Annotated in this window: 14 protein-coding genes, 2 pseudogenes and 1 other annotated feature; of the genes and pseudogenes, 13 read left to right on the forward strand and 3 right to left on the reverse strand. The window is 68.7% G+C overall.

All coding sequences use genetic code 11. The features are described 5' to 3' along the window. Nucleotides 1-97: 97 nt before the first annotated feature. On the reverse strand, nt 98-430 hold the full coding sequence (locus tag IE206_RS35745) for an integrase core domain-containing protein (RefSeq protein ID WP_189969739.1): 333 nt from the start codon (nt 428-430) through the stop codon (nt 98-100). 17 nt (nt 431-447) lie between these two features. Here IE206_RS35745 and IE206_RS43695 point away from each other — a divergent pair. Continuing rightward, a pseudogene (locus tag IE206_RS43695) lies at nt 448-573 on the forward strand (transposase); the annotation flags it as partial. 16 nt (nt 574-589) lie between these two features. Here the strand turns inward: IE206_RS43695 and IE206_RS35750 are convergent. Continuing rightward, the gene (locus tag IE206_RS35750) at nt 590-1633 is read right to left on the reverse strand and encodes an IS630 family transposase (protein ID WP_189969741.1); all 1044 of its coding nucleotides are present in this window, start codon (nt 1631-1633) and stop codon (nt 590-592) included. A gap of 389 nt (nt 1634-2022) precedes the next feature. Here IE206_RS35750 and IE206_RS35755 point away from each other — a divergent pair, with 389 nt between their 5' ends. The 7 genes from IE206_RS35755 (at nt 2023) to IE206_RS35785 (ending at nt 6463) form a co-directional block, all read left to right on the forward strand. After that, entirely contained in the window at nt 2023-2418 is a 396-nt protein-coding gene (locus IE206_RS35755) for a hypothetical protein (RefSeq protein ID WP_229853311.1), read from the forward strand. 307 nt (nt 2419-2725) lie between these two features. Further along, on the forward strand, nt 2726-3046 hold the full coding sequence (locus IE206_RS35760; RefSeq protein WP_229853312.1) for a hypothetical protein: 321 nt from the start codon (nt 2726-2728) through the stop codon (nt 3044-3046). Between the two features lie 59 nt (nt 3047-3105). Then, nucleotides 3106-3429, forward strand: coding sequence for a hypothetical protein (locus IE206_RS35765; protein WP_189969743.1), 324 nt, complete (start codon nt 3106-3108; stop codon nt 3427-3429). A gap of 297 nt (nt 3430-3726) precedes the next feature. Beyond that, nucleotides 3727-4044, forward strand: a complete 318-nt coding sequence (locus tag IE206_RS35770) for a transposase (protein WP_189969745.1) — start codon at nt 3727-3729, stop codon at nt 4042-4044. Beyond that, nucleotides 4002-4115 (forward strand) — a sequence feature (AL1L pseudoknot). It overlaps the preceding gene by 43 nt. Then, nucleotides 4098-4673, forward strand: coding sequence for an IS3 family transposase (locus IE206_RS43700; RefSeq protein WP_373301037.1), 576 nt, complete (start codon nt 4098-4100; stop codon nt 4671-4673). Its footprint overlaps the feature before it by 18 nt. Nucleotides 4674-4769: 96 nt before the next feature. Continuing rightward, complete coding sequence (locus IE206_RS43485; protein ID WP_308433974.1) at nt 4770-5369, forward strand: hypothetical protein; 600 nt, start codon at nt 4770-4772, stop codon at nt 5367-5369. 401 nt (nt 5370-5770) lie between these two features. Next, entirely contained in the window at nt 5771-6463 is a 693-nt protein-coding gene (locus IE206_RS35785) for an isoprenoid biosynthesis enzyme family protein (protein ID WP_189969749.1), read from the forward strand. A gap of 1102 nt (nt 6464-7565) precedes the next feature. Here the strand turns inward: IE206_RS35785 and IE206_RS35790 are convergent. Further along, the gene (locus IE206_RS35790; RefSeq protein ID WP_189969751.1) at nt 7566-8945 is read right to left on the reverse strand and encodes a helix-turn-helix domain-containing protein; all 1380 of its coding nucleotides are present in this window, start codon (nt 8943-8945) and stop codon (nt 7566-7568) included. A 202-nt stretch (nt 8946-9147) separates the two neighbouring features. On the opposite strand from IE206_RS35790, the gene IE206_RS35795 reads away from it, so the two are divergent. From IE206_RS35795 to IE206_RS35815, 5 genes and pseudogenes are all read left to right on the forward strand, one after another. Then, the gene (locus IE206_RS35795) at nt 9148-10149 is read left to right on the forward strand and encodes a Gfo/Idh/MocA family protein (protein ID WP_189969753.1); all 1002 of its coding nucleotides are present in this window, start codon (nt 9148-9150) and stop codon (nt 10147-10149) included. 125 nt (nt 10150-10274) lie between these two features. Beyond that, nucleotides 10275-11405, forward strand: a pseudogene (locus IE206_RS35800) (DegT/DnrJ/EryC1/StrS family aminotransferase). After that, complete coding sequence (locus tag IE206_RS35805) at nt 11402-11863, forward strand: NUDIX hydrolase (RefSeq protein ID WP_189969755.1); 462 nt, start codon at nt 11402-11404, stop codon at nt 11861-11863. The pseudogene IE206_RS35800 and the gene IE206_RS35805 overlap by 4 nt, the downstream one beginning before the upstream one ends. A gap of 570 nt (nt 11864-12433) precedes the next feature. Beyond that, the gene (locus IE206_RS42820) at nt 12434-12841 is read left to right on the forward strand and encodes a coenzyme F420-0:L-glutamate ligase (protein ID WP_229853316.1); all 408 of its coding nucleotides are present in this window, start codon (nt 12434-12436) and stop codon (nt 12839-12841) included. Continuing rightward, complete coding sequence (locus IE206_RS35815; RefSeq protein WP_229853317.1) at nt 12723-13097, forward strand: hypothetical protein; 375 nt, start codon at nt 12723-12725, stop codon at nt 13095-13097. The genes IE206_RS42820 and IE206_RS35815 overlap by 119 nt, the downstream gene beginning before the upstream one ends. Nucleotides 13098-13201: the final 104 nt, after the last annotated feature.

The following is a 13201-nucleotide window of genomic DNA, read 5'->3' on the forward strand; positions in this document are numbered from 1 at the left end:
CAAACTCGTATGCTCAGTGGACGACCTCTGCTTGATCACGGTTATATTCCCCGCCCAACACCGTGATGGCAATCCCCTGGGAGCGTGGAGTCCTCGTCTATGCGGCCTGGGCTCGTGAATGAGCCTTGGCACGCTTCTGGTTGATGATCCGTTCGGACTCCGCCGGCGGCAGTCCATCAGCGGCGCTGTGCCTTCGGCACCGGTTGAAGAAGTCCGCGATCCACGTGGCGATCTTCAGCCGGGCCTCGGCACGGGCGGTGAAGCGGTGCCGACGGATGTACTCCACCTTGATCGTCGAGTGGAACGACTCCGCCGCTGCGTTGTCCAGCGCCGAACCCACGCGCTCCATGGACTGCACCACACCCAGGCGGCCACGGAGGTCGTTGTAGGCCTCGCTGGCCCTCCCCTCGTACCGTGGAGTCGTGACCATAGGGGTAGTTGAGGGTCATGGCGGAGAAGCGACGGAAGTACGATGCCGAGTTCCGTGAGGGTGCGGTGCGGATCGTGCTGGAGACGGGGAAGCCGTCCGCGGAGGTCGCGCGGGACCTGGGTGTGCATGAAGGCGCTCTGCAGACGTGGGTCCACTTGCCTATTCGAGGGTGTAACGGACGTGGCGGGCGTGGAAGTAGCCGCGGACGTGGTGGGGTTGGTGCTGGCGTCGGTGGAGGAAGCGGCGGGTCTCGTGGGCGAGGTTGTCGGCGGAGGCGGGGCGTGCGGCGTGGACGTTCCGCTTGATGTCCGCGTTGAGGAGCTCGTCGGGGTTGAGTTCGGGGCTGTATCCGGGCATCAGGTGCAGCTCGACGCAGTCCGTGTTGTCGGCGAGCCAGGCGGTCACGGCCTTGGCGCGGTGGACGGGGTGCCGGTCGGCGATGACGTGGACCTTCCGTCCGGCCTGGCGGGCGAGCCGGTCGAGGAAGGTGATGAAGACCTTCGCGGTGAACTTCCCGGTGAACACGGTGAACCAGAGTGAGCCGCGGGAGGCGATCGCGGACATGATGTTCACGCGGAACCGGCGGCCGCTGACCTTCACGGTCGGGGTCTGCCCGGCCGGCGCCCAGGACCGTCCGGGCGGGGCGGTGTCCGAGCGCAGGCCGCACTGGTCCACCCAGGCCACGACGGCGTGCTCCGCCGTTGCCCGCCCGGCGATGGCGGGGTACTCCTCTTCGAGCCAGGCGGTCACCTTCTCCTGCTGCTGGCGGCAGGAGCGGCGGGCCGGGCGCTGCGGGGAGAAGCCGTGCCTGCGCAGCCACTTGCCCACGCCCTGCTCGGTCATGGCGACACCGACCACCATCCGGATCAGCTCGCCGACCAGCTTGCGGGTCCACATCGGTCCGCCGATCAGCAACTGCTCGGGCGTGTAGTCGGCCATTGCCTGGAACAGCACCGCACGCTCCTGGGCCCCGATCAACTCGCCCGGTCCGGAGCGGGACTTGACCGGTGCCGCGAGTGCCTCTCTGCCCGCGCACTTGTACTTGCGCCACCATGTGCCCACAGACCGCTGCGACACCCCGAACACCTCGGCTGCCTGCCGGTACGTCCGCACCTGCCCCGACTCCAGGGCGGCCACCACCCGAAGCCGCACCACCTCCTGCACGGCAGGTGACAGCCCCCGCGCACCCCCAAGCTCGATCACACACCCTCAACGAGCAAGGCAACCAGATAGTTTCGGCTCAATAACAACACGGCCGCCCTGTTCGCCCACGACCAGAAACCCCTCGGAGACCCCGTCCCGGACGGCCACCCGGAACCTCGGCCTGCCCACCAGCAAGAAATCCACCGCGAGAAGCCCGAATCTCTTCATCGACTTCTATGCGGTGGATCGAGGTTGAATAATCTTCCGGACGCACCATACGATCAATTGGTTCACCGGCCATGTGAACCCCTCCGACGACACCGTAAGCAAAGCATTGTTCGCTCATCTGGATTTCATGCGTATGGAGTAACGCGTCGCATTTACGGAGGGCATGGACTGCTATGTTCTCCAGCCGTCGGATCCGAAGTAACTTTCAACCGAGGTGAATCATGAAGAAGGCGATTTTCGCCACTGCGGCGTTGGCCATCGGCGCGGGCCTCGTGGGTGGGTCCGCCGTCGCGGCGTCGGCCGCCACCCCGCTGGCCGTGCCGACCGGATCGGGTGGCGTGCTCGGCCTCGTGTCCCCGGCCAAGGTGACTCCGGCGGTCGTGCCCGCGGCCGATGTCGCATCGCGGCTGGCCCGCACCGGCAAGATCGCCAACGGCAGCGCCTTCGACCAGAAGGAGACGCCGGGGGTCTCGGGCGTATACCTCGACGGCGTGGACCCGAACGCCTCCAAGAAGGCCACGATTCCGGTGAAGAACCCGGCCGGAAACGGCGTCGTCCAGGTCCACCCGCTGCAGGCGCCGACGTCCGCCGGGCTCGGTAGCCTGCTCGGCAAGTGACGAGACGGAAACCGTAGGAGCCGGCCACACCGGCGAAAGCCCCCACCCGAACCATTTGTCCGGCCCACCGGCCCTCTCCCTTCCGGTGGGCCGGACACTTGTCAGCACCTGTCCCCTTTTCGGATTGTCATTCATTTACGCCACGCGGATTCCGGATATATTCCAGAATAGCCTTCCGGAACGTGCATCATTGCGCCATCCGGCGGAATGAACCTCGTTTTAGGCGCCCTTCCCGTGACTTTTGCGCGCATATCAAGGTTTCCTGGTATGCAAGCGTGTACAACCGTGAATTGAGGAAGGAACTAATTTGCCCAGGAAGTTCGCGGTCATCACTGCCCTCACCCTCGGCGCTATGGTCAGCAGCGTCGGATTCGCCTCGGCCAGCGACAACACCACCACTGTCAAGGGCGGTAGTGGCTTCTCGGAGTCGCCGGTCGTCGTGAACGCCCCTCAGCAGGGCGTTCTCGTCGTTAACGGGACGCTCATTGATGGCCGTTGCATCGCGCCGTGGTCCAACGGCGCCGTGCTCGGCGGCGTTGCGGCCCCGAATTCGCACTATGCCGCATGCGACACGGCGGCCGTCAACCAGTCGCAGAACGCACCGTACGCGGGCGGCCTGCTCTTCTGACCTGCTCCAAGCAATTCGGAGCACGGAAATCCCAACCGCCCCACCGAAAGGCGCATCCTATGCGTAACAAGGTTTCGGCCATTTCCGCTCTCGCTGCGGGCCTTGTCCTCGCGGCAGCCGGTAGCGCTGCCGCGGCCGCCGACTCCAACTCCACCCTCACCGGTGGCAACGGCTTCTCGGAGTCGCCGGTCGTCGTGAACGCCCCTCAGCAGGGCGTTGCCGTCGTTAACGGGACGCTCATTGATGGCCGTTGCATCGCGCCGTGGTCCAACGGCTCCGTGCTCGGCGGCGTTGTGGCCCCGAATTCGCACTATGCCGCATGCGACACGGCGGCCGTCAACCAGTCGCAGAACGCACTGTACAAGGGCGGCCTGCTCTTCTGACCTGCTCCACGCGATGGCGGTCCACCGGAGTTCCGGTGGACCGCCATCGGGCTTTTCCGTGCGCTTCGCTCCCATTCCGGGTCTTCGAAGTTGAGCGATGCGGAGGTGTCCGCGGACTCGGCGGGTGGTTACGCAGCGTGTACTTAGTGCTACAAGAGCATGTAACTAGTGTCTCGTGATCCGGTTCGTGTCAGTTCGAGCTGTTATTGACGAGTTTCCTCACGCTGGTCGCAACAAGCCGGACCTTGAACCGCCCTGGCTCTGTTGGAGGTCCTGAATCCTGGAGGTTTGGGACTTATGCGAGTGAAGAGGAAGTATCCGGACGGGCTCCGTGAGCGTGCGGTCTGGATGGTGTTCGAGATACGTGAGCAGACCGGGGTGCGGACCGGGTCGATAGCGGGGGTCGCCGACCAGCTCGGTGTCAACCGGGAAGCGGTCCGCTCGTGGGTGCGCCAGGCCGAGGTCGGCGGCGGGAAGCGGCCGGGGACGAACACGGCGGATGCCCAGCGGATCGCCGAGCTCGAACGCGGGAACCGCGAGCTTCGGCGGGCGAACGACATCCTCAAAGCGGCGGCTTTCTTCGCGCAGGAGCTCGACCCGCGACTGCCGAGGTGACTGTGTTCATCGACGAGGTGCGGGAGGAGCTCGGGGTCGAGCCGGTCCGCGAGGTGCTGCAGTTCGCTCCGTCCACGTACTACGACGCCAAGAAGCGCGACGGCCGGCCCTCTCAACGTGACCTGCTCGACGAGGAGTTGAAGGTCGAGATCCAGCGTGTGTTCGAGGACAACCACCGCGTCTACGGCGCCCGTAAGATCTGGCGTCAGCTCCGCCGCGAGGGCATCGGGGCTCACCCGCTTCAACACCCGACGCCGTCATTCTGCAAACGGGCAGCTCAGCCCCGTCGCCTACGAGCAATCAGCTACCCTGACACTCGCCGCATAACCACACGAAACGGTGTCCACTTCCCGGGTGGAAGGCCCGTCTCACAAACCCCGGGACCCGCCACCCCGCCGGCCGGACCCGGACACGGGATATGTGCGTCCTTTCCAGGCGCGCCGGCGGCCACCACGTTTACTTCTGCGGATCCGCCCACGGCACAGGCCACGGCGACAGCATGCCCACCGCTGCCGGCAGGCCCGGCCTCCCGCCAGGCCCCGGCAGGACGGGCACACACGCCGCGGGCCGGGCCCGGTGATTGCCGCGCCGGCGAGTTGGGCATTGGCCCAAACGGGCACTATTTGTGACGTTTTGTAAGGGTTTCTCGTTCCAGGTGCAACAGACCCCGCTCCCTCCGGGCGGGCCTGCCACCCTTCTCTGACCCACTGAATGGGAGCATCACTGTGATCAAGCAGGTTCTTGCCGGGGCGGCCTTCGCCACTGCCGCAACGATGGCCGTCGCTGCACCCGCCTCCGCAGCCACGGCAACCCAGGCTCCCAAGCCGCCCGCCACCAGCACGACCAAGAAGCCCCTCGCCGCGCCGAGCCCGACCACCAGCGGCACCGGCTGCAGCTGCGTCGGCGCCGCAAGCGGCACCACCGGAACCGGCACCACCGGAACCGGCACCACCGGCACTGGCAGCAACCCCACGGGTGCCGTCGGCAACCTCACGGGTACCGTCGGCAACCTCACCGGCACCGGCGGCAACCTCACGGGTACCGCCGGCAACCTCACCGGCACCGGCGGCCTCACCGGCACCGCCGGCAACCCCTCCGGCACCGGTGGCAACGGCTTCTCGGAGTCGCCGATCGTCGTGAACCAGCCCCAGCAGGGAGTTGCCGTCGTTAACGGGGCGCTCATTGATGGCCGTTGCATCGCGCCGTGGTCCAACGGCGCCGTGCTCGGCGGCGTTGTGGCCCCGAATTCGCACTATGCCGCATGCGACACGGCGGCCGTCGACCAGTCGCAGAACGCACCGTACGCGGGCGGCCTGCTCTTCTGAGCCGTACTCCACGCGATGGCGGTCCACCGGAGTTCCGGTGGACCGCCATCGGGCTTTTCCGTGCGCTTCGCTGGTCGCGTCCATCTTTCAGACACGCTCGCTTCGGTGGCCGGGTGCGGGCGTGGGACTGGGTGGTCTGGCGGGCTGGTTGGCTCCGTTGCTTGTCCGTCGGCCAGGTGTGGTTGGTGCGTGGGTCCGTCCCTGGTTCAGGCCCTCCGGGACGGGCTTGTGCTGTGCCCGGTCGGCCACGCGGTCACCGGTTACGCCCACCCTGCATCGTGAGTGCCTCTCACACACCGTGGCGGCCTGCGGCGGCCGGGGCCGGGGCGGGCCTTGGCGGGCCGGGAACGGCCGCAGGGCCCGGCCCCTGGAATTCGCCCTGTGGCGGGGCCCTGCGGTGGGTGCACCCGAGGTTGAGGCGGCTGCTCGCCGCCAACGTCGTGGCCTGGCGGAACGACATCTTCTCCTTCTACGCCGAGAAGAACCTGCCGGGCGCCTTCTGGAACCTGCCCGGCGTCTACCAGGCCCACGGCGCCGGCCAGGACGAGGCGATGCACCACTCCGCCCACGACGTGCAGACGGCGGTAGAAGAATTCCAGCACCGCGAGTCCCGGCTCGCTGACACCCTCACACCCGCCCAGGCCACCCACATCGCCAGCTGCAAACAATGGATGCGCGGTGTCCACGACTGGTCCTACGAGGTTGCCGAACGCTACGTGGGCGGAACGAACTGCACACCTGAAGCCCCCTGCTCCGTAGCGGAGCGGGCGGGAGAAGGGGCGTTCAGTGTCTCGGAGGTAACGGGGAAGGTTCTGCGGGGCGGGCAGGGAAGTCGGCCGCCGGGCAACGACCGACATCTTCGCGGCTGTTCACCTGGGTGCGGCATGGGGGTGCAGGTGGTTGTGGAGGCGCGGCCGCAGGGCCCCGCTATGGCAGGGGCCCTGCGGCCGGTGTGCCTGCCCGGGGGAGGAAGGCGGGGTGTTCAACGAGTCGGTGCCGGATCGGTTCTGTGGGAGCCGGCTGTCCTTGGCCGCACCCTTGTGTCGTCCCGCGTCGTTGGACAGCGCACCCACAACCCTGTGGTGGGCGGGTAGGTGGGCCGCTGACCTGAGACTCCAGGTCGGCGGCCCAACTCGCATCCCGGATCGCACATGTCTTGGTGGTCTGGGACGAGGCGTTCCGTCACCGGCGGTTGCCAGCCACCCGCCCCAGACCAAGGTCACCCTAACCGTCCTGTGCCCAGTCCATGCCGGGTTCGGCGAGGTGGGCGAGCTGAGCACCGTTCAACCGGTCGCGGCGGCGGTTCTGGTTGAGAGCCAGCACCGAGAGGTGCGGCATGGTTCTGGCCGTCGGTTGCCCGCTGCCTGTGCGTCATGGCGGCATGCTTGCGGGCCGCGGGCGTATCACCCCTACTGCGTTTGCGGCCTACCGGACAGCAACGGGGGTGTGTCGCATCCGGCCGGCCGGATGCGCAGTGATACTCCTGGCAAGCCGCTCCCCGTGACCACGCGGGGCGGCCAGTGCGGCGGGGCCTCTGTCGTCTGCCCCACCGCCGGCGGCCTCGGTGTCCTGCCCGCATGGCGGCGACCGCAGCGCGGCCGAGCACGATGTCCTCGTCCAGATCCGCGAGGTCGCCGGTCCGCTCGAATCGAGTCGACAGGCCGATGCTGAGGTTGGACATCGCGTGCGCCCCGAGGGCGCGAGCGGCAGGGCTGAGGGCCACAGCAGTGCGGCAGGCCCTGATCGCTTCGTCGAGGTGGGCCAGGTCTCCAGTCTGTTCGTAGTGGGAGTACAGCGCACTGGCCAGTTGGATTGAGAGCAATGCGAGTCCGCGGGCCCGTAGGGACCGCATCGTCGCCTGCGCACCCACCAGAAGAATCCGTACACCGCTCGGCACAGCAGTCAGCATCCGCCCACGCACGATCGGCGGCAAACGGCGCGTGTTCTGGCGCGCGATGCACACTCCCCGCGCACGCCAGGCAGCACCACTCCGTCCGACAGTGCCACATGCGGGCTGTGTCGTTGAGGATCTGGACGGGGGCGACCGTTGAGCACTCCTCACGGAGAGAAGTGATCAGACTGGCGTCGAGTCCAGGGCTCCAGTCATCAGTTCCCGACGTCGCACATTGTTCCCCTCATCGGTGTCGGTCACCTGGGCGGCCGTCGGTTGCGGGCCCCCTGGCAGCCCTCGTGGCGCTAAGGGAGGGCACCGGCGCGGGCGGCAAGGGCGCGGAGTTCGGGGGTGGTGCGGCCGGACAGCAGGAGTCCGGAGATGAGGGACCTCACCGCAGGCCGGGAGTGGGTCTCCTGGGGTGCTTGGTGCTCGGCGGCCAGAAGCGAGCGCACGCATTCGTCCCGGCGTCCGCGTTGAGCCAGGGCGGCGGCGACGTCGGTGTAGTAGCGCGCGCGGCGTTCCACGCTGGGCAGGCTCTGCGGCGGCAGGGCACGTGCTGCCGCCAGAGCGGCGGACGGGTCGCCGGTGGAGAACTCGGCGGAGATGCGGTGCAGTTGGACGGTGGCAGTGCTGAATCCTCCGCCATGATCACGCAGCAATGTGGCACCGCCGAGTTCCTTGGCGATGGCGGCGGCCTCGTCCGTCAATTCCCGCATTCCCTCTCTGTCGCCGCGCCTGGCGGCACTGTACGCGGCGGACTGGATCAACAAGCCCCGTTCGGCGGCGCCGCTGCGGGAGGCGCGTAGGCCAGGGTCGTCGGCGGCGTTGAGGGCGATCGACAGCGCCTGTTCCTCCCAGCCGGCGCGGCGGGCGAGCACGGCGAGGTTCCGGGCGGCCTCCGCCACCGCGAGAGGGTGCCCGGCGGCTTCGGCCGCCTGGCGTGCGCGGTCGGCCGCCATCCAGCCAAGCTGCTGCTCATCGAGCTTGATGAGCATGCGGGTCGCGAGGAGATAGCTCTGCCCGAGCAGATCGAGGTGATCCCTCTCGGTGTCGGAGCTGAGGGCGTGACCAGCACGGATCAGTCGGGGCAGGCGAACGGCAAGGCCTACGTAGTGGCAGGTATGGAAGTCGGCCTGCACGCGGGCGAGTTCGAGGGACAGCTGCTCAAGGCCCGGCAGCTGGCCATCCTGGCCTATGCCGAGCATGGCGTCGCGCAGGCGACCGACGAGGATCTGTCCTACCGGGACGTCCTGAGCTGCCGCTCCGGTTGCCGAGAGCGAGACGCCGGCGGTTGCCGCGGCGGAGAGAGCCAGAAACTTCCGTCGCCGCACTGAGTCGTCACCGTCCTCCCGCTGAGTGCGTCCCAGCCTAGAGCCGAGGAAGCGCGGGTACGGGAGAACCGGGGCGACAAGGGATCCGTGTCGGGTCTGGGCAGTGGGCGAGGTGGCGGTGAGCCCGAACTCCTTGGGCGGAATATCGAGGGCACCTGCGAAGCGACGGAGGACGTCCACGTCGAACAGCGCCGAGATGCCCCGCTCGTACCGGGAGACCTGGGAAGCGGAGTAGCCGATTCGGGCACCGAGATCAGCGAGTGTCCAGCCCCGGGCCTTTCGCCGACTGCGGATCAACTCGCCGGGTGTTCTTGACGGTTCGGACCGGTCTCGCGCCGTGCTGACTGGCATCCACGCCCCCGTCGATAGCCGAGGTGGCCCCCGTCCACCGTAGACCGGGCCGTCAGCCGGCAACAGCGTGTTTTCACCAGATGCAAACGGCCTTGCGGCCTAAGGCAGCGCCCCTGCCACGCCCGGACCGGCTGCGGTGCTCTGGAGCCGAAGGCCCGCAGCGGGCGGGCCGACGTGCTTTCACCGAAGGGCGTGAACGCGCATGAGCGTACGCAAGAAGGCAGTCGTCATCGGGCTCGGCCACCAGGCCTTGGAGGACCACCTGCCGGGCCTGGCCGACTCCCAGTTCGCCCGCCTTGCCGCGGTCTGCGACACCGACCCCGACAAGGTCGCCGCCCAGGCTCAGCTGCACCAAGTCCCCGGTTTTACCGACATCCGCTCCCTGCTGGAGGACGTCCGCCCGGACTTCGCCATCGTCGCGGTGCCCCACCACGTGGGCCGCGGGGTCATCGAGTCCTGCGTGGCGGCCGGGGTGCATGTAATGAAGGAGAAGCCGTTCGCGACCGGCCCAGCCGAGGCCGCTGAGCTGGCGGCGCTGTGCGACAAGACCGGGATCGAGCTGATGGTCACCGTCCAGCGCCGCTTCCACCCCATCTACACCGCCGCGGTGCAGCTGCTGGAGCAGATCGGACAGCCCTACCTGGTCGAGGGCCGCTACACCTTCCACTGCCCCGACCCAGCCGCCGGCTGGCGGGGCCGGACCTCCCTGGCCGGCGGCGGAGCCCTGATGGACATGGGCTACCACCTCATCGACCTGCTCATCTGGTACCTCGGCCTGCCCGACCGGGTCCTGGCCAACACCTCCACCGCCGCGCTTCCCGACGCGGATTACGACGCCGAGGACACCGCTTTGGTCCACCTCGCCTACGACTGCGGCCTGTACGGCTTCCTGCTCATCTCCCGCTCCGCCGCGCCTAAGGCCGAGCAGCTGGCGGTGACCGGCCCGCGCGGTGCCGTCGTGATTGGACGCGGCCGGGTGCGGCGCCTGGCCCCGGACGGGCAGCTGATCGAGTCCCTGACCCGCGAGCCAGCCTGGCCCTCCGCCGCGACCGCGCAGATCGACTACTTCTGCCGTGTCCTCGACGGCGAGCGGACCAACCCCTCCGGCCCCAGCGCCCACGTAGTGCACGCCGCGTTCCTGGCCGCCGCCTACACCTCCCAGACCTCCCGCACGCCCGCCGACCCGAAGGAGTACCTGCTGTGACCGCCACCCCTCGCCTCGCCCTCCGGGGCGGTCCGCCCGTCATCGACGCCCCTGGCCCCCACTTCGCATGGCCTCCGATCGAGGACCGTGACGTCGAGGCGGTCACCGGCCAGTTGCTTTCTGCGGTGTCCATCCCGGACCGCTCCGGCGTCATCGCCGCCCTGGAGGACTCCTTGGCGTCCTTCCTCGGCGTCCGCCACGTCGTCACCACGTGTACGGGGACGGCCGCCCTGCACTCGATGTACGCCGCGGCCGGCATCGGCCCGGGAGATGAGGTGATCGTGCCGGCGCTCACGTTCCACGCCACGGCCACCCCGCTCTTCCACCTCGGCGCCCGTCCCGTGCTCGCCGACGTCGACGAGCACGGGCAGCTCGACCTGGACGACGCCGCCCGCCGCATCACCCAGCGCACGAAGGCCATCGTCGCCGTCCACCTGTGGGGCCTGCCGGAGAACATGGACGCCCTTGCCGCCTTCAGCGCCCGGCACGACCTGATGCTGCTGGAGGACGGCTCGCACGCCCACGGCGCCACCTGGCGCGGGCAGCCGGTCGGCTCCTTCGGCCGCGCCGCGGCCTTCAGTATGAACGGGCCCAAGCCGCTGTCCGCCGGGTAGGGCGGATTCGTCGCCACCGACTACACCGAGCTGTACTACCGCGTGCTGCTGCACGGCCAGTACAACAAACGGTGCCGCCGCGAGATCCCCGCCGACCATCAACTTGCCCCGTACGCCGTCACCGGCATGGGGCTCAAGCTGCGCATCCACCCCCTGGCAGCCGCACTGGCCCACACCCAACTTCCCCGCCTCAAGGGCTATGTGACGGGACGAGAAGCTGTCGCCGCCCGGATGCGGAGGGCGCTGCGGGGCGTACCGGGCATCGACGTGCCGCACCCGCCGCCCCATGCCCGGCCGGCCTGGTACGCGCTGCCCCTGCGCTACCACCGGGACCAGCTCGCCGGACTGCCCGTCGAACGGTTCCTCGAAGCCGTCCATGCCGAGGGCGCCAGTGAAGTCGACCTGCCCGGCTCCACCCGCGCTCTCGGCGAGCACCCGCTCTTCCACACGCCTGGGGCACTCCTGCCCGGCTACGCTGACCACCAGGGCCCCGACGCCGACAGCTTCACCACCGCACAGCGCGTGCACGCCAGCACGGTGAAACTCCCGGTGTGGCACCACGACCAGGACCTTCACCTCGCCGACGCGTACACCGCGGCCATCATCAAGGTCGCCGAACACCACAAGGAACTCGTGAAGTGAACGCACCCGTCGACGCCGCCCTCCTGGGCGACCTCCTCCACGCCGCCGACGCAGACGGCGTCACCAAGCACGTCGTCGGCGCCGTCATCCCCAACGCAGACGGCAAGGTACTACTCCTGCACCGCACCGCCGACGACTACCTCGGCGGCCTGTGGGAGCTCCCTTCCGGCGGCGTCGACGCGGGCGAGACCCTGACCGAGGCACTGCACCGGGAAGTCGACGAGGAGACCGGCCTCACGGTCAACACGATTGGGACCTATCTAGGGCACTTCGACTACCTCTCCAAGAGCGGAAAGAAGACCCGACAGTTCAACTTCACCGCCCACGTCACCCACGAGAGCGACACAGTCAAGCTCACCGAACACGATGCACACCTCTGGGCCGACCGGACGGAGCAGGAGCAGGTCTCCAGCGCCGTACAGACCATCCTCGCCACCTGGCGGGACAACGCCGCGTGATCGCCCGCTCCCTCGGCACAGGCACCCGCCGATCGCCCGGCACCGAGGCGCGCCCGCGACGTGGCACCCACCTGGTGCAACGGCTCGCCCGGCAGGTACTCGCGGACGCTCACAACCGGATAGACGAACCGTCTGGATCGCGGATTCGTGCCGCTGGGTTGGACCACTGATCCGCCCTGAGTCAGAGTCGATGCCTGGCCGAAGTTCCTTCATTTAAAGATGAGTTCAAGTGCGCGGGCGATACGGCGATGCCTGTCCGTGGGCGGTGGCAGTAGCCGATGCCTGGCACTCCGTCAGAAACCGGGCCGCCGCCCCTCACGAGGCAGCCCACGGACTGTGGCCACACTAGGTCCACCGCGTCCGCACCTGGCTCACCACCACGACACCACCGAACTCACGGGCGGCCCTGCTCGCCGCCGCCCACACCCGGCTGTCTGGAGTCATGACCGCCCATCCCACCCGGAGCCTCATCACACGAGCACCACGACCGGCGCCTTCTGCGCGTTCGCCCTGGAACCCTTCCCCACCATCACGCGCGTCGACCACCTCTCCGACGCGATCACCGGTGTCCTGTCCGCCCAGGCCTCGGAGTTGAGGGACGGTGACGTGATCGTCGTCGCCTCGAAGGTCGTCCCGATCGCCGAAGGACGGTTCGTCGACCTCGCGGACGTTACCCCCAGCCCGGCCGCCCTCGCCCTGTCCGCACGCACCGGTAAACCGGCCGAGGTCGTGCAGCTGATCCTCGACGAATCCAGCGAGCACTTCGTGGCCGGGGAACACGGGCCGATCATCGCCCGGCGCGCTGTGGCAGTGCCTGACCTCACTGGTACGCCGCGGGGAACCCGTCGATCCTGTCACCGTGCTGTGGGAGGCCCAGCACCGCCATCTCTTCGCCGACGGCCTCACCACCGCCAACCTGATGGCGCTCGTCTCCACCCCCACCGGCTCCCCCGAATACTGGGGGGAGAAAGTCCTTGAGCGCGCCCTGCTCGCCCGCGCCCACCACGTCGCCACCCGCGTCATCGCCTACACCCAGGACCCGGCCAACACGCCCCACCAGCTGATCACCGGCAGCCGCCGCGCCCTGGCCGACCTGACCGCCCTGTGCACCCGCTGGCAGCACACCACCACTACCCCTCCACCGCGGGCGGCGCGTACACCGCGCACCCCGGCGGTCACCCGGGCCGGCCCGCCGCCGCGAACCGCCGCACCCACAGCCCGAGCAACCCGCTGAACCACCCCGCTCCGGCCGGCAGCACACCAGCCGGAGCGGTGAATCGAGAGCCCATGCCCCACCCCGGCACCGACGCCGACATCCGGCCGCCTCATCATCCACGC

It is taken from the genome of Streptomyces violascens, from assembly GCF_014649955.1.
Classification (GTDB): Bacteria; Actinomycetota; Actinomycetes; order Streptomycetales; family Streptomycetaceae; genus Streptomyces; species Streptomyces violascens.

What these genes read in the sequence shown, in the direction of transcription:
- IE206_RS35790 (WP_189969751.1), bottom strand. Translation starts at nt 8,945, where the DNA reads ATGCCAGTCAGCACGGCGCGAGACCGGTCCGAACCGTCAAGAACACCC.
- IE206_RS35765 (WP_189969743.1), top strand. Translation starts at nt 3,106, where the DNA reads ATGCGTAACAAGGTTTCGGCCATTTCCGCTCTCGCTGCGGGCCTTGTC.
- IE206_RS35745 (WP_189969739.1), bottom strand. Translation starts at nt 430, where the DNA reads ATGGTCACGACTCCACGGTACGAGGGGAGGGCCAGCGAGGCCTACAAC.
- IE206_RS35795 (WP_189969753.1), top strand. Translation starts at nt 9,148, where the DNA reads ATGAGCGTACGCAAGAAGGCAGTCGTCATCGGGCTCGGCCACCAGGCC.
- IE206_RS35770 (WP_189969745.1), top strand. Translation starts at nt 3,727, where the DNA reads ATGCGAGTGAAGAGGAAGTATCCGGACGGGCTCCGTGAGCGTGCGGTC.
- IE206_RS35755 (WP_229853311.1), top strand. Translation starts at nt 2,023, where the DNA reads ATGAAGAAGGCGATTTTCGCCACTGCGGCGTTGGCCATCGGCGCGGGC.